The organism is Priestia veravalensis (assembly GCF_001457055.1).
Classification (GTDB): Bacteria; Bacillota; Bacilli; order Bacillales; family Bacillaceae_H; genus Priestia; species Priestia flexa.
The window spans coordinates 89,403-110,789 of record NZ_KQ758630.1; the positions used below are offsets into that span (position 1 = coordinate 89,403).

General features: G+C 37.0%; 16 protein-coding genes and 2 pseudogenes. 2 read left to right on the forward strand and 16 right to left on the reverse strand.

Going from position 1 to position 21,387, the window contains the following annotated elements; all coding sequences use genetic code 11:
- Nucleotides 1–57 precede the first annotated feature (57 nt).
- The 12 genes from AS180_RS03965 to AS180_RS24025 form a co-directional block, all read right to left on the reverse strand.
- Nucleotides 58–1,200 (reverse strand): mannitol-1-phosphate 5-dehydrogenase, encoded by a 1,143-nt coding sequence (locus AS180_RS03965; RefSeq protein ID WP_025910575.1) that lies wholly within the window; start codon nucleotides 1,198–1,200, stop codon nucleotides 58–60.
- A 5-nt stretch (nucleotides 1,201–1,205) separates the two neighbouring features.
- A complete protein-coding gene (locus AS180_RS03970; RefSeq protein ID WP_035321019.1) occupies nucleotides 1,206–3,293 on the reverse strand; it encodes a BglG family transcription antiterminator in 2,088 nt (695 codons plus the stop codon).
- An 88-nt stretch (nucleotides 3,294–3,381) separates the two neighbouring features.
- On the reverse strand, nucleotides 3,382–5,277 hold the full coding sequence (locus tag AS180_RS03975; RefSeq protein WP_025910573.1) for a PTS mannitol transporter subunit IICBA: 1,896 nt from the start codon (nucleotides 5,275–5,277) through the stop codon (nucleotides 3,382–3,384).
- Between the two features lie 177 nt (nucleotides 5,278–5,454).
- Nucleotides 5,455–6,072, reverse strand: a complete 618-nt coding sequence (locus tag AS180_RS03980; RefSeq protein WP_025910571.1) for an HAD family hydrolase — start codon at nucleotides 6,070–6,072, stop codon at nucleotides 5,455–5,457.
- 163 nt (nucleotides 6,073–6,235) lie between these two features.
- Nucleotides 6,236–6,934, reverse strand: a complete 699-nt coding sequence (locus AS180_RS03985) for a LutC/YkgG family protein (protein ID WP_035321018.1) — start codon at nucleotides 6,932–6,934, stop codon at nucleotides 6,236–6,238.
- Nucleotides 6,934–8,358 (reverse strand): LutB/LldF family L-lactate oxidation iron-sulfur protein, encoded by a 1,425-nt coding sequence (locus tag AS180_RS03990; RefSeq protein ID WP_025910568.1) that lies wholly within the window; start codon nucleotides 8,356–8,358, stop codon nucleotides 6,934–6,936. Before AS180_RS03990 ends, AS180_RS03985 begins: the two co-directional genes overlap by 1 nt.
- A gap of 17 nt (nucleotides 8,359–8,375) precedes the next feature.
- Nucleotides 8,376–9,092, reverse strand: a complete 717-nt coding sequence (locus AS180_RS03995; protein WP_025910567.1) for a (Fe-S)-binding protein — start codon at nucleotides 9,090–9,092, stop codon at nucleotides 8,376–8,378.
- A gap of 41 nt (nucleotides 9,093–9,133) precedes the next feature.
- Nucleotides 9,134–9,841, reverse strand: coding sequence for a FadR/GntR family transcriptional regulator (locus tag AS180_RS04000; RefSeq protein WP_025910564.1), 708 nt, complete (start codon nucleotides 9,839–9,841; stop codon nucleotides 9,134–9,136).
- Nucleotides 9,842–9,919: 78 nt separating this feature from the next.
- Nucleotides 9,920–11,500 carry an L-lactate permease gene (locus tag AS180_RS04005; protein ID WP_062686445.1) on the reverse strand — a complete coding sequence of 527 codons (1,581 nt, stop codon included), beginning with the start codon at nucleotides 11,498–11,500 and terminating at the stop codon, nucleotides 9,920–9,922.
- A gap of 1,012 nt (nucleotides 11,501–12,512) precedes the next feature.
- A complete protein-coding gene (locus AS180_RS04010) occupies nucleotides 12,513–13,970 on the reverse strand; it encodes an Msr family ABC-F type ribosomal protection protein (RefSeq protein WP_026682654.1) in 1,458 nt (485 codons plus the stop codon).
- A 116-nt stretch (nucleotides 13,971–14,086) separates the two neighbouring features.
- Nucleotides 14,087–15,280, reverse strand: coding sequence for an MFS transporter (locus AS180_RS04015; protein WP_026682655.1), 1,194 nt, complete (start codon nucleotides 15,278–15,280; stop codon nucleotides 14,087–14,089).
- A 373-nt stretch (nucleotides 15,281–15,653) separates the two neighbouring features.
- The gene (locus tag AS180_RS24025; RefSeq protein WP_105980607.1) at nucleotides 15,654–15,698 is read right to left on the reverse strand and encodes an erythromycin resistance leader peptide; all 45 of its coding nucleotides are present in this window, start codon (nucleotides 15,696–15,698) and stop codon (nucleotides 15,654–15,656) included.
- A gap of 494 nt (nucleotides 15,699–16,192) precedes the next feature.
- Between AS180_RS24025 and AS180_RS04020 the strand changes: the two genes are divergently transcribed.
- Entirely contained in the window at nucleotides 16,193–16,780 is a 588-nt protein-coding gene (locus tag AS180_RS04020) for a helix-turn-helix domain-containing protein (protein WP_062686446.1), read from the forward strand.
- A 127-nt stretch (nucleotides 16,781–16,907) separates the two neighbouring features.
- The gene (locus AS180_RS04025; protein WP_062686447.1) at nucleotides 16,908–18,278 is read left to right on the forward strand and encodes an MATE family efflux transporter; all 1,371 of its coding nucleotides are present in this window, start codon (nucleotides 16,908–16,910) and stop codon (nucleotides 18,276–18,278) included.
- A gap of 186 nt (nucleotides 18,279–18,464) precedes the next feature.
- On the opposite strand, the pseudogene AS180_RS04030 reads toward AS180_RS04025, so the two are convergent.
- The 4 genes and pseudogenes from AS180_RS04030 to AS180_RS04050 all read right to left on the reverse strand — a co-directional run.
- A pseudogene (locus tag AS180_RS04030) lies at nucleotides 18,465–18,844 on the reverse strand (DinB family protein); the annotation flags it as partial.
- Nucleotides 18,845–20,111: 1,267 nt separating this feature from the next.
- The gene (locus tag AS180_RS04035; RefSeq protein WP_062686448.1) at nucleotides 20,112–20,390 is read right to left on the reverse strand and encodes a DUF3784 domain-containing protein; all 279 of its coding nucleotides are present in this window, start codon (nucleotides 20,388–20,390) and stop codon (nucleotides 20,112–20,114) included.
- A gap of 370 nt (nucleotides 20,391–20,760) precedes the next feature.
- A complete protein-coding gene (locus tag AS180_RS04045; RefSeq protein WP_062686450.1) occupies nucleotides 20,761–20,982 on the reverse strand; it encodes a helix-turn-helix transcriptional regulator in 222 nt (73 codons plus the stop codon).
- A gap of 206 nt (nucleotides 20,983–21,188) precedes the next feature.
- Nucleotides 21,189–21,387 (reverse strand): annotated as a pseudogene (locus tag AS180_RS04050) (IS4 family transposase); the annotation flags it as partial.

Genomic DNA, 21,387 nt, shown 5'->3' on the forward strand with positions numbered 1-21,387 from the left:
ACTCCATTAGAAAACGAGCCTCTTTTTATTATAAGGCTCGTTTTGGAAAAGATATTTTTATTTCTGTAATTGAGAGTAGTGCTTAATTATTTCTTGAGTTAAATCATCGTTTTCATGTAAGTCGCTCACTTTACTTAGCACATACAAAATACCGTGTTCTTCAAGCATTGTCTGTAGCTGAACAGCTTCTTCATCTTCTGAAGGATTAAACAGCAATGCTGCAGCGATTGCCTTTGCTAAGTTTGCATATGGCAAACCTGCTTGTTTTGCTTCTACAGCTGGACGAACTAATCGATCTTGAGAGCCTAGCTTACGAATAGGTGAACGCCCTACACGATTAACAGAGTCGTTTAAATAAGCATTTTTGAAGCGCTCAATAATCTTCTTAATGTATGCCTCATGTTCACCTTGATCAAGACCATACCTTTGAACAAGATACGCACCTGTTTCTTTCAACGTCTTTTGTACCTGTTCATAAATCTCAGCATCCTCTAATGTCTGATGAATTGTTTCTTTTCCTTGCAAGTACCCTAAGTAGGCAATTACGGCGTGTCCTGTATTAACCGTAAAAAGCTTACGTTCGATAAATGGCGCTAAGTCCGGAACAATTTTCATTCCTTCAACTGTTGGAATATCTTCTGTTGTCTCTACTACCCACTCATAATATGGCTCAACCAATACATCAATAGAGTCTGGATTCGATTGAATTGGTACAATACGATCGACTGCTGAGTTAAAGAATGATACTTTTTTAGAAAGCTCTTCTTTTGTTTCTTCATCTAGGTTTTCTAGAATATAACCTTTTAGTAATTCCGTTGCCGAGATTTGATTTTCACATGCAATAACGTACACTTTCTCATCGTTTTCCTTGACGCGAGCTGCTAAGCCTTTTGCAATCAACGGCGCAATACGAGGTAAAATTGTTGGTCCGATAGCTGTTGTGATATAGGTAGCTGTTTTTAAAGCGTCCAATACTTCTTCCTCTTGCGTCATATTATTTAAGCCAGACACATTATTCACTTCAATCACTTCGGCATTTTCTGCTGCGGTTTTCACATGGTACCCTTTACCTTCATTGAGTTTATCAATAACTGTTTGCGCAATATCAACAAACGTAACGTGGTATCCCGACTGAGCAAATAGTGAACCGATAAACCCTCTTCCAATATTACCTGCGCCAAAATGTACAACTGTTTTCACACTTATCATTCCTTTATTAAATTATTTTGTAAGTATTCATAAAATGTATCTTCCAGTTTTTTTCGAATCATCTCTTCATTAGACGAAGAAAAAATCATCATCGCTTCTTTATCTTCAATCAAGTTTGTACTAATTAAGCTTAAAATCTCTTGCTCGCGGATGGTAAGATTTTCTGGCGCCAACATCAGCAGTAGGTTTCGGACTTCCATCATCTTTCCATCCATTCCTTTTACCTGACACGGATAGTGTAAATGAGAGATTTGAAACAATAGTTTTCCTACTCCTTCATGACGACAGTGAAAAAGAGCCATGCTTGTTTCTGGAATACCAAGTCCCCCTTTTTCTTCTCTTTCCTTGAGTTTTTGGACAATAGCTTCTTTATTTGAAACCAAAGCTTCGCGTTCAGCAGCCGCAACCATACGAGCAATGATTCGTTCATGGTCTATCTCCGAACTTTCTCGGTAAATTCTTAGATTGTCAAAAATTGAATCAATACTTGTATACACTTCTTTTATTTCTTTCATTATTTGTTGAAAAGGCGGCCTACTAGCTGGAATTGAAGTAGCGGTTATATTGCTTTTTGCTGAATATCGGTTCTTTTGTGTTAACTCCTCCACATTTTTTTGAAGAAAGGTCCGAATAGAATTAATGTCTTCATCGCTAAGCAGCGGATTAACTAAGATGTATTCACATGCTAAAAATGGTAAACGAACGGTTGAAATAATAAGATCGTACCTCTCTGTATTCGTTTCATGAATCTCTTTAATTGATTTCACATCAACAGAATCAATTTCAATAAATTCTTTTTTTATCCGACTCGCTAGCATCTTAGATGTACCAATGCCTGTTGGACATACAACTAAAGCTTTAATTACCACATTTTCCTCTCGCACAACTAAAGCAGAACCAAAGTGGAGAACCACATATGCAATTTCATCATCTGAAAAAGATAACTCTTTAAACTCTTTTTCCATGCTGTTTCTTACTGCCATAAACAGCAGCGGATACTTCTTTTTTATCTCTTCTGTTAACGGATTGAATGCTTCTAGGTGCTGTTGAATGCGAAATATAGATGGTTCCATATGTGCCAACAAGCCTTGAAATAGTGAAAAGTCGTTTGTTAAATCAATGTGTAGCTGAGTAGAAACATCTTGAATAACTCGCTTAATAATGCGTCCTAAAACTAGACTATCGTAATCCACTGAGTTGGCTACTTGAAACTTTGATGCTCGCAATACAACAGCTAAGAATGTAATATCATTGGGGTTAATGCTGAGAGAAAACTGTGCTTCGAGCTCTTGACACACACTTTTGATTAATTTGTACTCATTTGACGCTTCATTAATTAACATCGATTCTTCTAACTGAAAGCCCTTCTCAGACCTTTGTAGCATGATGCATATATGAATCATTAACCCCATATAATCGCTATCCGCTAACCTAGAATGACCTTTATTTATTTTCAAATTAACAATGCGATCTACCTCTGCCAAATAAGCAGTATTAAAATAATATAAAGCCTTTTCCTGCTTTGACTGATTATTTTCAAGTAAAAAAAGCTGTTCGATTAGCTCTTCTCCAAAATAAACAAGAAAGTAATTAGCAAGCGCTTTTCGTTTATTGATTTCAGTTGAAACGACCTCTAGCCCTACTCCTCTTCTTCGAACAAGGGTTATACTGTAATGTTCAAGCCAATCTGTTAATTCATCCAAGTACGAGGTTAAGGTAGTGATGCTAACACCTAAGTCTTTAGCTAGCGTTTGGAGCTTAAAAGATGCTTCTTCCAATAGCTTAATAACCAATAGTAGCTTACGTTCTTTCGGAGACTGATCGGTAGGTTGAACTTTCATAAGTTCTTGGATCAACTTGAAAATCTGTTCATCCTTACCGCTAATTATTAGTCCTTCATCTTGTGTACGAACTAATTGCAAATTAAATTGCTTCAGTAAGGATTCAATTGCTTTCAAATCCCGATGTACTGTTCTAACACTTACCTTCAAAAAACTAGCAATGGATAAAGCCGTATGTTTTTCTGACGTTTTAATGATTAACTCAATAATGGTCTTTTCCCTGGACGTAATAAACACATGCATCAACTCATTTCTTATCTAAAGAAATCAACGCCTTTCAAAAAGAACGAATAGAAAGGCACTTCACATGCCTTTCTACTCTTTTACTTCTTTAGTTCAGCTCACCTTGAATAATTGCTTTAAGTTCTTTAGCTGATTTAGCTTGAACCATTTTTTCAATGTTATCCATGTCAGAACATGTTACTGCGATACCTGATAGAATTTCGAGGTGCGTACCATCTTTACCAGCAATACCAAAGATTAAACGTACTTTTTCACCATCAAAATCAACGCCATTTGGAACTTGTAGCACAGTGAATCCCGATTTTAATACGTTCTTTTTCGCTTCTTCTGTACCGTGTGGAATAGCAACATCATTTCCCATATACGTAGACGTCATATTGTCACGCTCAATCATGGCTTCAATGTAGCTTTCTTCCACATAACCACCTTTTACAAGCACTTCCCCTGCAAATCGAATCGCTTCTTCTTTGTTGTTAAACTCTTGATTAAGGAAGATATTCTCTTCGCGCAGTAAGCTATCATCTTCTTGACTTGATTCCACTACTTCCTCCACTTCAGGAGCTCGCCCTTCCGCTGAAGAATCATCTTTAAGCTTATTAATAAGCTTGTCATATTCAGGGCTAGATAAGAAATTATCTACTGAAATATGATATGCTTCTGGAATTTTATTTTGAGCACGCGGAGTAAGCTCTTCTTGTGTAATAACAATTTGAGCATCACTCGGAATATTGCTGATTGCTGTATTTGTAACAAAGATATCTAAACCGGCTTCTTTTACTTTTTTACGAAGTAATGATGCTCCCATTGCACTTGATCCCATTCCAGCGTCACAAGCGAATACAATCTTGTTAACACCTTGTGGTAAAGCTGATTTATTTGTCACAATTGAACCAGCAACCGAACTCTTTTTACCTTTCATCTCTTGCATCTTGCGCGTTGCCTCATCTAAATCTTCTGTTTGCTTACCTGTTTTTAGGATAAACGCTGAAACAATAAACGATACGACTGTCGCTACCAGAACCCCTGCGATGTTTGCGATGTAGCTTCCTGCATTACCTGGCGTTGCAGCTAAAATAGCTAAGATACTACCCGGAGATGCAACTGCTTGAAGACCTCCACCTAGCAGTACAAGCGTGAATACACCGCTCATACCTCCTAAAATTGTCGCAATAATAAGCATTGGACGCATTAACACATACGGGAAGTAAATTTCGTGAATACCTCCAATAAAGTGAATAACTGCTGCACCTGGAGCAGACTGCTTCGCTGTTCCACGCCCAAAGAACCAATAAGCTAACAGTACGCCTAGACCAGGGCCTGGATTTGCTTCAAGAAGTAGCAAGACAGACTGGCCAGTAGTACGAATTTGCTCTGCACCAATTGGCGATAAGATTCCATGATTAATTGCATTATTTAAGAATAGAATTTTTGCTGGTTCAATTAAAATGCTTGTTAGTGGAAGTAATCCAGCACCTACTAACCAATCTACACCAACAATTAGCGCTTGGGTAAACGCATCTACTGCAGGACTAATACCTAAGAAAGCTAAAATGGCTAATACGCCACCTAAAATACCTGCCGAAAAATTGTTTACAAGCATTTCAAAGCCTGTTTTAATTTTACCGTCAATTAACTGATCAAATTTCTTAATAACATACCCACCAAGTGGACCCACAATCATCGCTCCAAGGAACATTGGAATATCTGCTCCAACAATAACTCCCATTGTAGCAATGGCACCAACAACTGCACCGCGCTGGTCATGAACAAGCTTACCACCAGTATAACCAATCAAAAGGGGCAATAAGTACGTAACCATTGGTCCAACAAGCTTAGCAAGCTCTTCATTTGGAAAAAAGCCTTTCTCAATAAATAGTGCCGTAATTAGACCCCAGGCAATAAATGCCCCGATATTTGGCATTACCATTGAGCTTAAAAAGTTACCAAACTTTTGAACGCCTACTTTTATATTTGATTGAGCCATGTGCTCTCTTCCTTTCTATATCATAATTACACTTATAATGTTAGGATATGAACCGCTTACATTCAATGAAGAAGAAAGCTAACTTTGTCACATCCTCTCAAGACAAAGGTATATTTATGTATATAGACTGTGAAACGGCGCGCATTGGCATACATATATCTTAAACCCAAAGAGCTGCTAAAACAGTTCTTTTAGCTCTTGAAACGTACCAATTGTATAATCAGGCGCTTCAACTTCGCCAAATCCATACGATGCGTAGACAAATGGAATACCCGCATACTGAGCTGCTTGAAAATCTCCTTGTGTGTCTCCTACATACACAGGACTTTTTAATTTATTACGCTTCATGATGAGCTTAATGTTCTCACCTTTTGATAAACCTGTGCGCCCAGGATTTTCAAAGTCAATAAAATGTGCATCTAGCTTATGATAGTTATAAAAAGCTTCAATATAGCCTGCTTGGCAATTGCTCACAATATACAATTTATATTTTTTAGAGAGCTCTTTTAGCGTTTCTTCTACTTGTGGATACAGATTACCACCGTGTTTTTCCAAATAAGTATTCTCTACTTCACAACACTCCGCTAGAATCTGTTTTTGCTTTTGTTCATCTAATTCTGGGAATAGTTTTTGAGCAATTTCTTGAAATGGAAGACCCATGGTTTGTTCAAAGGCTCTTTCTGTTACTTCTCTTTCAACATAATTGCTCTTCTTAATGACTTCGTTCCAAGCGATAGCTACTGTTCCAATTGAATTCCAGAGCGTTCCGTCTAAGTCAAAGATTATACTATCCATCTAGTCACCCCCTTTAGTTCGTCTTACCGTCATTATAAACATAAAGAAGCTTCCCTTTTCAATTATCAAGGGAAGCTTTACCAAAATCTATAGCACACTAGTATAAAACCTTACCTAAAAAACAGCCTTTTCATAACTATTAGACGGAAATTCCCACTAGAAGTTAGTCGACTACAATATAAGTTGCTTTGACAGGACCGTGTACACCAACAATCAGGTTCATCTCAATATCAGCACTATTGCTTGGTCCAGTAATAAAGCTCACATAAGAAGGCACGTCTTCACCTTGGGTCTGCATTTTATGAATAAGCGTAGCTGCTTGGGTCATTCGAGGTACCAGCGTACTCTTGGGAATAATCGCAACAAACGTTTTCGGTAGCAAACTAATTGATCTGCCGTGATCTTTATTATGAAAGAGCGTTACCGTTCCTGACTCTGCAAGCGTGACATCGCTAAACACCAGACCTACGTCAGCTACTTCTGCAATTTGTTGATTTACCTTACCCTTCTCAGCCTCCCAAATATGGACATGAAGATCTTCAGCATTTCTATCAAAAAAGTCCATTAACCCGTATTCCTCATGTCGCAAGTCGTTTGAAGTAATCAACGACTTCCCATTATAGCCTTTAATTGTTTCCGCAAGAACGCCAAGCAACCCTTCACGGCCTGTTCGCTTAAACGTTGTGTGAATAACTTTACAATGCTCTTGTAAAATATCGACAAGCTCATCCTGTGTCTTATCTTTAAATACGTCATGCTGTGGTGTAACGCTCCAGTCTGGACGCTGTACACCTTCGACTCTTCTTTCTCTACCTAAAGTAGTAGCTAATTTATCTAAAAAAGCCTCTCTATTCTGTATCATTATGACTCCCCCTCCTTCTGTCGTTGCTTAAACCAAGCACGGAACGACTGACCTTCAGGAGCATAGAAATTACGTACACTCGTCCAATCTTTCAATGGGCCCGGTCCATTTTCAATCATGCCCTCTTTTGTCCATGGTCTAAGAGCAGGCTTAGCGAGATTTGCACTTAAGTTATAAAGAGATGGGTTTGCTGACCACTTCGCAAATCCCTTCATCATGAGCTTTTCAGCCATAGGTGCTTTATTTTCTCGTTCCACAATGATTTGACGATGGCGAACCAAATGCTCGTGCAGTGGGATTTTAACAGGACATGCCTCTGAGCACGCTGCACATAGCGTCGATGCATATGGAAGCTCTTTATGATCATCATAGCCTTCTAAAAGCGGCGTAATGACTGCACCAATCGGTCCTGGGTAAATTGAGTTATAAGCATGCCCTCCGATATGACGATAAACAGGGCATGCGTTAATACAGGCTGCACAGCGAATACAGTGAAGTGCTGATTGAAATTCTGTTCCTAAAATTTTCGAGCGGCCATTGTCTACAATAACTAGATGAAATTCATCTGGACCATCTACTTCTTCATCAAGCCTTGTCCCTGTAATAGCAGTGATATAGCTCGTTAGCTTTTGTCCAACCGCTGCTCGCGTTAGCAAACTAACAAGTATCTCCATCTCTTCCCAAGTTGGAACAATTCTTTCCATTCCCATTACTGTAATAACAGTGTCCGGGAGGCTTGTGACCATTTCTGCGTTTCCCTCGTTGGTAACAAGCGTGATAGCACCTGATTCTGCAATAGCAAAATTACATCCTGTAACCCCCACATCAGCCGCTAAAAAATCTTGACGAAGTTGTTCTCGCGCGAACGCTGCTAGCTCTTCCGGGGTATCTGAGCCATCATATCCTTTTTTATTAGCAAACGTTTCTCGTATTTGCCCTTTATTTTTATGAAGAGCAGGAGCTACGATGTGGGAAGGTGGATCTTCATCCAATTGTAAAATCCATTCGCCCAAATCAGATTCAACAACTTCAGCACCTACTTCTTCGAGCGCTTTATTTAAACCGATTTCTTCCGTTACCATCGATTTTGATTTAACAACTTTTTTCGCTTCCTTCTTTTTTATCACACTTTTAACATACTCATTTGCTTCTTCTGCTGTTTCTGCAAAAAAGACATTTCCTCCTCGTCTAGCTACTTGCTCGCTTAGTTGCTGCAAATAGTAGTCTAGATTCTCTAATGTATGCGTGCGAATTTCAGAACCTAGCTGTCTCCAATCTTCCCAGTTTCCCAATGCTTCTGCCTGACTCAATCGCCCATTTCGAAGTCTTCCTTGAGCGGAGGAAACAGCTTGCCTCATGAAATCATCTGCAATTCCTTTTTGAATTCGTTCTTTGTATGGAATTTCACCAATTTTGACGCTCATCTCCATTCCTCCGTTTCTTAATGAGTGTTTAAAATCTCCGTAATATGAACGACTTTAACTTCTTTTCCTTCACGACTCATGCGACCGCCAATATTCATTAAGCATCCCATATCAGCGCCCACTAAATACTCTGCTTCCGTTTCTGATACGTGGCGTGACTTTTCACTGACCATCTCTTGTGAAATAACAGAGTTTTTCACAGCAAACGTACCACCAAACCCACAGCAATCTTCTTCACAAGGTAAGTCAACTAATTCTACACCTTTTACATTTCTCAACAGTACTTTAGGCTGTTCCTTTACTCCTAACAGTCTTTTCATATGACAGGAAGAATGAAACGTGACTTTTCCTTTAAACGAAGAATCTAAATCTGTAACGTTTAATACATCTACAAGAAATTCAGTAATCTCATAGCACTTAGCTGCAAAAGCTTCTGCTTCTTTCTCCCATTCTACATCTCCTTTGAACACAGCCGGATACTCTTTCAACATGCTAATGCATGATCCTGATGGTCCAACTATATATTCAGAATGACGAAAAGCTTTCATCATTTGCTTCATTGACTGCTTTGCTTCCTGTAAGTATCCGCTGTTATACGCTGGTTGGCCACAGCACGTTTGCTCCATAGGGTAATCAACTGTACAGCCGCATCGTTCCAGGATTTCAAGCGTATCTTTAGCGACATTGGCAAAAAGAATGTCACTTAGGCATGTACTAAATAAGGAAACTTTCATACTTGCTCACCTCTCAGAAATTTGGTAAACAGCCCGTTACATCATTCAATATATGTAAAGAGGCGGCTTTGAACATTTTGTAAATGCTCAAGCATCGCTTCACTCGCCTCATTCGGCTGTCTATTTTTAATGGCTTCAAAGATTCTTCGATGCTCTACTTTTAAATCTTCCACTGTATTACCTGAATATAAGAATACTTTTCTCGTTTCTTGAATCGTCTCAGAGATCAACGACGACACGCTGCTCATTAAATTAATAAGTAATTTATTATGTGTCGCATTCGCAATGGCCAAGTGGAAGTCTAAATCAGCGCTTGATGCTAACTCTTCATTCCCACTTGCATTCTCCATTACAATCAATGCTTTCTCAAGCGCTAATAGGTCCTCTTCTTCGTGCACCGCTGCTGCTTGAGCTACCGTACCTAGCTCTAAAATTTCACGAACTTTGTAAAGTTCCTTAATATCTTCAATCTTCATTAAAAAAGCAATGTTAACAGGCAACTGGAATTTAGAAGGATCGAAGTTATTTACAAATGTACCTTCTCCATGCCTCGCTACTACTAGCCCCATTGTACGTAAGCCACTTAAAGCCTCGCGAATAGTTGACGTCCCTACATCAAAGCTTTTTGCTAACTTTTCAACAGACTCTAATTTATCACCGGGCTTTAAATCTCCCGCTTTAATTAATTCAATTAGTGTTTCAGCTACTTCCTCATATGCTTTTTTTCCACGAACACGTTTATAGTTCATTTCATTCAACTCCCATCTATCTCTCTATTATATAGATTTACTTATAAGAGAATACAATGGGAACCCTGCTTTTCTTATTTAAAAAACATTTAAAAAGAGAAACCCCGCTATACCCGCTAATACTACATATACAACTGCTGTTCCTAACGTTTTGCGAATAATTTCCCCCTCTTTACCAGATAAACCAACAACAGCACTAGCAGCCACCACATTGTGAACACAAATCATATTTCCCGCTGCAGCACCAATGAGCTGAACTGCTAAAACAGTGTTTAAGTTTAAGCCAATTGCTTGGGCAACATTGTACTGAATTGGTGAAAAGGTTAATGTGGATACCGTTGCACTCCCAGTAATGAACGCCCCAAGTTTTCCAAGGAATGGCGCTACAAAAATCCAGACTGCCCCCAAAGAACTCGCTAATGATTCTGCAATATATTCTGGCATGCTATTTAAATTGTTTAGGTTCAATCCAGAATTAACAAACACCTGTACCATCGCCAGCGTTGCAATGAGTGAAATCGCTGTGATTTTCATTGTACCTAGTGACTCTTTTGATGCTTGCAAAAATGTTTTATAAGACTTTCTTTGAATAAGAAAAGCAAACACAGCTGCCAAAGTTAGAATCGTTCCTGGAGAATATAAAAACTCCCACTTAGAAACAATACCTTGTACTCCTAAAATATCCGTCCAGGTTAAGTCAATAGCAGTTAACGCAAATTGCTTAAGTCCTGGGATAACTCTAGTCAACAGCAATAAGACTACAACGATAATATACGGTGCCCATGCTGTTAAAATGCCCATTTCCGCTTTATCTTCCGCTATCTTGAAATCTTTCCTCATTACCTTTTTCCATTCTCCTTTAGGTAATAAGATTCCTCTCTTTGCTGTCAAAGTTGCTACAATTAACGTAATAAGAGAGGCTAAAATGGAGACAAATTCATGCCCAAAGAAATTAGCAATCAGAAATGCGCTTCCCGTATATACAATTCCAATGAGGAACGTCCATGGAAACATTTGCAGCGCATCTTTTATACCACTGCGACTAAATGTGGTTAATACAACCATTAAAATAAATGGAATAAAGACACCCGCCAATAAGTCTAAACTTGTGACTTGCACCGCAATTTCTTTAAAGAAATTAATATCTGCGCTTGGAATATTACTGAGTCCGACTGCTACTGGCGTCCCCACTGCTCCAAACATAACGGCTGTACTATCAGCAATTAGCGCAATGGTGGCGGCCACCAGTGGTTGAAAACCCAGAGCCAATAATAGCGGTCCTGTCACCATCGCCGGTGTCCCAAAACCAGCGGCTCCTTCAATAAGTGAGCCAAATAAAAAAGCTACAATAACTACTTGGACACGCATATCAGCTGAAATGCTTTGAAAGCCTTGATTGATTCGAACAACTCCACCCGTATTTCGAAGGGTATTCAACAATACCAATGCACCGAATAAAATCCACAAAATCGTAAATGTTTTATGTATTCCTTGAAAAATTGATGCTAAAATTACTTTCCCTTCCATCCCCCAGATAGTAAGCGTTAACAATATGACGATAATTGAACTCAATGCCATTCCTTTAGCAGCTGACATCCTTAGAACTACAAGAAACAAAAATGGCGCAATGATCGCACTTAGCGCAATGAACAATAACATATAAACCCTTCCCCCTAGTTGACTTATATTATTAAGCGCTCATATCTAATAAGGTCATCTGATGACCTTATTAATATAGTTACATAAATTTCATAAATAGACAATGGGGAATTTTGCATTTTTATCATAAAAGCAAGTTTAGCAGTAATTTTTATTCGTTTATCATTTTTTAACGAGTATCTATTTTCATTACTTCACCTTTTGAAAAGAGGTAAGAAGAATTTCCTATCCAGAAGAGTGCAACAGCTATATGAAATAAAATTAAAAACCAGGCAAATATCTTCATTCTCAACCTCCTTTATATCTATCGTAATTTTAATATAGAACAAATTAACTTTTATTCCCCTGCCAAAAAGTCCTTCCCCAAATCCCTCTCCCCCTCGCTCCTCCCAAACCCTTGCGGCCCTAAGCTCCACCCCTCTTCTTTCGCTTTTCCTCTTCCTTCCAATATGCTACATAGTTCTTCCCCAAAACCCCCATTTTCGCCCTCTTTTTTCCGTTCCGGCTTGTATCGAATATTCAGATAATGTTAAAGAGTTCTTCCCGTAACGGAGGAAAGAATCCGGAGAAAAGAAAGGAATTGTAGCGATTTGAGATGGCATTACAGTTAGGAAACACACTGAATAGAGATTGAAAATCCTACGGATTTGCGGATTGAGAACACGACTGAAACCCTGATTGGACAAGGGATTGGACAGATATTGAGCAAAAGAAAAAGACTGGACCCGTATTGGATCCAGCCTTGATTTGTAATGAATTTACGATTGAATCAAGATTGAGTACATATTGTTCGCCTGCTCTTTTTTCTCCGCTCTTCCTTCCGCTCTGGATACCAACTATTTAGCAGTAGGTACCGACTTTTTAGCTTGGGGAAGAGGAATAAGACAGGGACATATAATAGAAAAAAGAACATAGATTTAAGATAATGGTTCTTCGCTGAACTTTCCCACTTCAGATTTTAACAGTAAGAAATATTAGATGAAGGAAACAGTGTTTCCCCTGCTTCTCATTTTTACATTACCACCTTTAGACTAATTTTTCGATTTTCTATACCATATACACAATCAGCCACTCTATCAATAAATGTACGATCATGTGATACTAGAAGAACAGTCCCTTCATATCCATGCAAAAAGCGTTCTAATGCCTCTATACAAAAAATATCCAAAAAGTTTGTTGGTTCATCTAAAACCAATACATTATACCTTCCTAAAAATAGCTGACACAATACTAAACGAGTTGCCTCTCCACCGCTTAGATTACGAACATCCTTTTTTAAATCATTCCCGGTAAAATTCATGGCGTGAAGTACAGCTCGGATTTTGCTTTCATCGTAGTCGCTTCGATTTTTTACAAATTCAAATACCGTTTCTTCTTTTGAAAATTGATAATCCATTTGTTGATAAGTTCCTATGACAGCTTTTGGCGAAATCGTTATCCCTTCGCCATGTTTTAAAATATGATGAAGCAACGTTGTTTTGCCTGAACCATTTTTTCCTGTTATAGCAATCGTCTTTCCTAAAGGGAATTGAAAGTTCGATTCTTTAAGAAGTATCTTATCCCCTCCTTTTAACGTTAATCGTTCACCCATAATCGGATATCTATTGTGTAATTGAAGAGCTTTCGACTGATGAAAACGAATGATTTGTTCGTCTTTAGGAGCTTCTACCGCTTCAAGTTGTTCCACTCTCTGTTCAATCGCTTTTGCTGCACGCTGCATGGATTTTTGACTCGTACCTTTTGATTTCGTTTCAAACATTCGATTTCCTTTAACTTTAGTTACTCTTTTATCTCCTTTTGTTACTTTTTCCGCCTTTTGCATTTTTTCCTCAGCAGCTTTCATTAGACGTGTTTTCTCTTTTACATATTTTTCATGTTGCTCTTGCTGTTGTCTTTTCTCGAGCTCTTTTTGGCTAACGTAATCTGTATAGTTTCCTGTATATTCTGTTACCCTTCCATCTTCCACTTCCCAAATTTTTGTCACCAGTTGATCTAACACATACCTATCATGACTTACAAGTACAAGTGCACCATAATAGTACATCAATTCTTCGATAAAAAACTGCGTACCATCTGCATCAAGATGCGTGGTTGGTTCGTCAATCAATCGAGCTTCATGATAGCTGGAGAAAACTTGTGCCAATTTAATCCGTGTTTGTTCGCCACCACTAAAGTTTTCAAGTTCTGTTTCTGGAATAGCCAGTTTCCCTTTTAAATCATAATCAACCTCTGATTCTTCAGGTGTTGTTAATTGGTCAAAATAAGCAAAATCTACGTGACGCTTAACTATTCCACTAGACGGAAGAACGATCCCTGCAAGTAACTTTAATAATGTACTCTTTCCTGCACCATTTTTCCCAACAATTCCGATACGATCAAACTGATGTACAGCTAAACGTTCTATATCTAATACCGTTTTATCTAAATAATTTAACTCTATATTTTCTAATTCAAAGCATACTTTTTCCATGTTTGCTACCTCCCGAAAGTTATAATTTCGTACCGATAGCTAGGACCGATACGAGCTTTTATTTCAAGTTCAAGCTCGCATCAAAAAAAAAGTAAAAATTGCATGAATATCTCCTCCTATTTCGCTTTCCTTGTTATAACTGCATTTATAATAATCAAGATACCTATTATAGAAAATAATGTGGCAACACTTGTTAGTTCAATCAAAAATCCAGCTACCGCATAACCAATCGGTGTCGCTAATAACGAAAGACTTGTGATAAAACTAAAAACTCTCCCCAAGAGATGAGGTTGTATCTCTGTTTGAATAAAGGCATAGAATGGTGCTGAAAACAATGGTCCAGATAAACCAACCAAACCAGCCATCACAATAAAGGCAATGAACAATGACGGCGAGACTATACCAGAAATAAATAATGCTGCACCCATCAACAGCATTCCTGCAGCCATTGTTTTTATTTTATCGAAACGATCACCTAGTACACCTATTAGAGAACCCCCAAGGATTAAACCAATAGCAAACACTATCTCCACTATTCCAGCTTCTACAACACCTCTTTCGAAATGATTCCTTGTCATTAGCGGAAAGTAAGTACCAAGCGGAATATAAAGCATAGCGACGATGGTCATTGTAATAGTTAGCTTCAAAACAACAGGATGCTTCACTATCGCATGATATCCTTCTTTCATTTCAGTAATAAAGCTACCAGATCCCCCGTCTTCTGTTCTTGACACCCTTGGAATGTGAATAAATAATAATATACTACTTGCAATTACAGCACCAAAAACATCTAACATCAATACCCATTCAAGAGAGCTAACTGCAAGCAAAGACATCCCAACTGCAGGCCCTGCAATATTTGAAATAGAACTTATCGTCTGTCCCCAACCTGCTACCTTTGTAAGATGCTCTTTAGGTGCAAGCAAAGGTATAGATGCTTGCATTGCCGGCATATGAAATGCAGTTGCAAGAGAACGTATGACTAAGATAACGATTACCAATGAAATACTTGGCTCATTAAAATACATTGTTATAAATAAGAGTAGGCTTCCAAGAGCAACAGTCATGTCTGCCAGAATCATCATTAATTTTCGAGAGTAACGATCCGTAATTGTTCCAGCAAATGGACCAACTAATGCTTGTGGTAAAAATCCGGCTAGACCAGCCATAGTCAGGACAAGTGGCGATCCACCCGTTGAATCAGTTAACCACCAAATAATGCTAAATTGAACAGCAGCACTACTTAATAATGAAAAGAACTGCCCTGTATAAATCGCAATAAATTTCCGTTTCCAATTTTTATTTTCCATTTTCCTTACCTCCAATTAATAAAAAAATCACAAGCATCTGCCTGTGATTTAGAGTAAAGGGAATAGACCCATCCTTATTCTATTAGGGGCTTGCTCAGAGCCACCAGCAAATAAACCTACCTTTGGCGTAGCAAAGAAAGGTGATTTAGACGAAAATAAAGAAAGGTAGAACAAGCCACCTTTCTTTACATTACATATTTTCATCACGCCAAAACCAAGCAGTAAGGATCCCGCTCCAAAGTTGAATATAGGAGGTAGACAAACCCTAAGTATGGACAAATGATTTTCAAATATGAAATGAAAATTATTAAAAAAGGACAGACTTATCCCGTTTACTCTGTATACACAAAACAGAGCCTTTGACCATATTCAATTACTGGTTCAAAGTTGGGAAACGTAGTCTCATCGAATGTGTCATTTTTTAATAATCCTCCTACCGTTTAAAATTCAGTATTAATTGTAGACTGTCTTTAAGTAAAAGTCAAAGGTAAATAATGGTTCTCTAATTTATTTAGGCATTCAATTACCTTTCACTTGATTTATTTAAGAAGCAGTTCCGTTTCCGAAAGTAGATTATGAAGCACCTCTACCCCTTGCTTTGTACTTTCTACATTTGAAGAAATCAATGAGATGATTTTACCAATCCTACTATTCCCCTGCTATAAAGTCCGTTCACTCTTTCACAATTAGCTTTTACTTTTGAAAAATCCTAATTTTTATTTTCCGTATAGTTAACCATATGAGGAAGAATCCATAAACCAATAACAGCTAAAAACAGTTGAATGATTACAGTCATAAAAACATGATCAAAAGGAAAATAGGTAAACTCTACCTATGTTTAACTCTACGGAGCGTTTGTTGATGCTAACCATATAAACCCCTAAAATGAAAATAGAGTAGGAGGAAAAAATGATGGATAATCGTAAAGTTGGAGAGTTAATTTATAATTTGCGGAAAGAAAAAGGGCTGACACAGAAACAATTAGCTGATCAAATGAACATTTCCGATCGAACGATTTCAAAATGGGAGCGTGGATATGGCTGTCCAGATGTCACGCTATTACCAAGTTTATCTACCCTATTGGGCGTAAATATAGAAAATATTTTAGATGGTGAATTATCGTCGAATGAATTTGTAGGAGGAAATATGAAAAAGTCAAATTATTTTGTCTGTCCGTCATGTAATAATGTTGTATTAGCCACTGGAGATATCACTCTATCTTGCTGTGGAAGAAAGCTAGAACGACTAGAAGCGAAGAAAGCAACAGACCAAGAAAAGCTATCAATTACAGAAATCGATAATGAATGGTTTATTTCAAGCGATCATCCTATGACAAAAGATCATTATATATCCTTTATCGCTGTTGCTACTGGTGATCAAGTTCAAATTATTAAACAGTATCCTGAGTGGGGTTTACAAACACGTATCCCGAAACGTAAACATAGCAAACTGTTATGGTATGATATTCAATTTGGTTTATATTATCAGATTTTATCATAATTTTTATATAAAAATACACGAGTTATGACTTAAATGTTCATACTCGTTGATCTTTCCCTCACTTCAAAATCTTGATTCAAAAAGTGAGGGGTTCTTTTGAAATAAAACCTATTAGGAGTTATCTGAAATGAATAAATCTGTAAATGAAACTATGGTCTTAGCAAAACCGATGATGGCATTCCTCATACCTGTCATTTTTGCAAGTGTTTTGCAATCATTAGGTCAAGTGTTTGGAATAATCGTCGTTGGGCAAGCACTTGGAGTAGATTCTTTGGCAGCTATTTCTGCATTCTTCCCTCTATTCTTTTTTTTAATATCCTTTGTAATCGGAATTGGATCTGGAAGTTCCATTCTAGTTGGGCAAACGTACGGTGGTGGAAATATATCAAAAATGAAGGAAGTTGTTGGAGTAAATTTGACATTTACGATGATCATATCCATTGCTGTCGCCATAATCGGAGGGTTCTTTACAGAAGATATTCTAAAATGGATAGGAACACCTGAGAATATTCTAGTTGCAAGTACAGAATATGCACGTATTTTATTTGTTACATTACCTATTACTTTCTTATATATGTGCTATACAACCTTTATAAGAGGTGTTGGAGATTCAAAAACACCTTTTTATTTCTTATTAATTAGTATTATCTTAAATATCGCCTTGCTTCCAATTCTTATTTTCGGTTGGCTAGGTTTACCGGAGTTTGGATTAAATGGTGCTGCTTACGCCTCTGTATTATCCAATTTCATTACATTAGTGATTCTATTAGTGTACTTACACAAAAAAAGTCATGTACTCAAATTAGATTCTATTATTTTGAAACATCTTCACTTGAAAGGCTCGGTATTGAAAGCCTTACTGAAATTAGCCATTCCTACCAGCATAAGTATGGTTTCAATCGCATTGTCAGAAATTGCAGTCATAACTTTTGTAAATGATTATGGATCTAATGCAACGGCTGCATACGGAATCGTGAATCAAATTGCAAGCTACGTTCAAATACCAGCGATGAGTATTTCAATTGCCATTTCAGTATTTGTTGCACAAGCAGTGGGGTCCGGAAATATTTCAAACATTAAACATATAACGAAAATAGCCATTACACTAAATTATCTTCTTGGTGGTATTCTTATTCTCATTCTTTACCTGATACCAAATCCTGTTTTAGGAATTTTCTTAGACAACTCCGATACAATTAATCTTGCAAAAGATCTTATTATAATCTCATTTTGGAGTTATGTTATTTTGGGTCACACTCAAGCAATTTCAGCAACAATGAGAGCAACAGGTACAGTATTATTGCCAACAATTTTTACAATTACAAGTATTTTGATGATTGAAGTTCCAGTAGCATACTCCTTGTCACATTTTACAGGACTTGGGATAGATGGAATATGGCTCGCATATCCAGTTGCGTTCATAGTCAATTTCTTGGCTCAATCTATTTATCACCGATTTTTTTGGAAAAAGAAATCTTTTAAGGCACTAATTAATTAAAACCTACTAAAAAAGAAGCTATTTTTTGATTTTACATATAGCTTCTTTTTTCTACTTCCGCACTAAACTACCAGTTACTTTAAGTACATTAAGAAGAAAGAATAAAGAAATCTAGTATAGTTCTCTCCGTTTCTCTATTGGATCTTCATATTATTAAAGTGGTGGATTTTCAACACCTAAATGAATCTAATCTTCTTTAGGTGGTCCATAAACCCCAAAAGGTTTGATTCCAGCTTGAAGTATAAGAATGGTAACTTGTCCACGATGATGAACTATGTGCTTAATTAGCCCATTAAAATTTGGGCATTTGTTTCTTCTCTTCCAAAAGCAATTTGTACTTCCTTCAATGCTGCGTCTGACCATTGTTGTTCAAGGACTTTAGATGCCTCAGAACTTACTTTATTAAAGGTTTCAGCAATTTCTTTAGCTGAGGTTGGGACATTTTCTGCATTTTCTACTTCATCTATCTTCAACCCTAATTCTGCTAAATATTCTGGAATGCTTGTAGTTAAATGCCAGGCTATTCTTTCTAAAGTACGACCTTCTGAATAAACCTGTTCCTTTATTACTTGCTCTTCCCTTCATCCTCTACGTTGTTCACGCATAAAAATCTTTGTCCCTCTTCCTCCTCCTGCCTTTTCTCCCTCAAACCCTTGTCCTGACTACGTTCATATCCTCTCTCCATTATCTAGATGTTGTTTAAAATCTGATGGATGAAGGGGAAATATTTATATCATTTTTCTCTTTTCTCATCAGTTTCTTTTCTCTACTATATTGCCCTGCTAAAAAGTCCTTCCCCGCCTTCCTCTCCCCCTCACTCCCCTCAAACCCTTGCCATTCTAAGCCTCTTACCTCCTAACTCTTCATTCCATTACTCTTCCTTCTGCTTTATTGTTCTTCCCCAAAACCCCCATTTTCGCCCTCTTTTTTCCGTTCTGGCTTGTATCGAATATTCGGACAATGTTAAAAAGTTGGTACCGATAATGGAGGAAAGAATCAGGAAAAAAGATTAAATAACCAACGAAAAAGAACTGAAACCCTACGGGTCTATTCAGTGAGGAAAACAACATAATAGAAGCAAGTGGTATAGAACGAAGATGATTGAAACACTTATGGGATAAGGGATTGGACAGATATTGAGCAATTGAAAAAGGGACGAAGTCCTACTGGACCCGCCCCGAATTGATATGATTTTACGATTGAAAAAACCGATTGAATAACGATTGATTACATATTAGACTGGCCGCTGCTCTTCCCGCTTCCTTTGCCGTTTGGATACCAACTATAAAGCAGTGGGTACCAACTTTTTAGCATGGGGAAGAGGAATAAGACAGGGACATAATTTCTTCACAATCTTTACAGTGATTTCAACATAAATATCCAACAAAAAAATCAACTCTATCTCTAAGAAGAAATAGAGTTGATATAATTTTAATCAAACTTTATTATAAATGATCAATCTATTTTAGAAATTATCGAACTTTGTTATAAATTATCAAACTTTATTTTAAAGCTACAAATGATGTAACCTTTGAAAAAAGATTGATTAAAGTTTAGCGATAACCCTTTATTTCTAGATATAAGCAAACCTCGTATTTTGAACAAAGTTTGATCAAAACATGAGGTTTTACCTGTTTATTTCTATTCATTTTTATAAAAAAGATTGATTATTTCGAAAAGCGAATCTTCAACTAAAGCACCCTATAGTTTAAGTGTAGTTTTTCACAAACTAAGCATTTAGTACTTCTTTTATTAATGGAATGCTAACCTTTTAAAAATATAAGAGCCAACAATTTATAAACATTCATTCGCTCTAGCCTTTTAAGGGTATGTTTATTCGACTAGCATTATATTTACATAAAAGATAAGTCCAAGCATTACAGCTACTACAAATATCATAATATATTCAGGTGTTAGCCAACCTATAATTCCTCCAATAATTAAAAGGATGCTAAGGAAGACTAGTGTTCCACCAACTAAATGCGCTAACTTCTTTTTATTTTTTACTCTCTTTTCATTAAAACCTGACAGAAGCCAGGTTTGTTTCTTAACACCAATTAAGTAACCAAGGACAAGAAATAAAATACCAAAAATTATTAAATTTAAGTCCATCTTTCCACTCCTTAAAACTTTTTAATTATTAAAGGGATGATATAAAATGGGATAAAAAGTGTTATGAGTAAATAAATTAAAATGAAATTTATATTTAATTTAATTAGGGAAATATGATAATTCTCCAAGACTAACATGATAAATAGTAGTGCGTTCATTACATACATAGTTCGAAGAGACCATTTTGTAATGTTTGAATTAACACGATCATCGTACTCGACTTCTTCACTTTGCATGTTTTTTCGGGAATTTTTCGCTATCAGAATACCAATAGCCATGAATACTAAGAGAGCCCACTTCATTACTGATTCTTCCAAACCAAGAAGTATTATAAGAAAACAAATTAATGGGAAATAGGTGAACAATTTACTCATACCTCATCCTCCTCTATCCAAAAAAGTTTATCAATAGTGGTATTTAATGAGGATGCTATCAATAAACATACTTTTATTGTCGGGTTGTATTTTTGTGCTTCAATTAGATTCATTGTCTGTCTAGTAACACCGACCTTATGAGCTAACTCTCCTTGCGTAAGTTCCCCTTGTTCCATACGCATAAACTTTACTGAGTTTTTAATATGAACTTCCTTCAATTAAATATCTCCTTCTAGAACATTCCTTTCATAAATTGTAACATATAATTGACTTTTATCCACTAGTGTTGCATAAATGTTGACGCAATTTTCAGTTTAATGTTTTTTCCTGTTTAGAGCCAAAAAAGTAAATACCTTATTAAAGGTGGCTCCATCCATTTGGAAATTATGTACAATTAGACTTGTGCGACGACGACAATTTATTTTTAAGGAACGGTTTTTCCTTTAATCTTTCGTATCCAGATATGTGCCGGTTTCCATAACGAAGCCCTTAAAAAACGGCTAATCTGTAGCGTTTTTCGCTTACTTTTTGTTTCGATTTGCGCAATTACATTTAGGCAAAAAACAATCAGTGCGATAAACACTTGGTTTTGAATGGCCCATTCACTTTGTCCGTAGAACTTT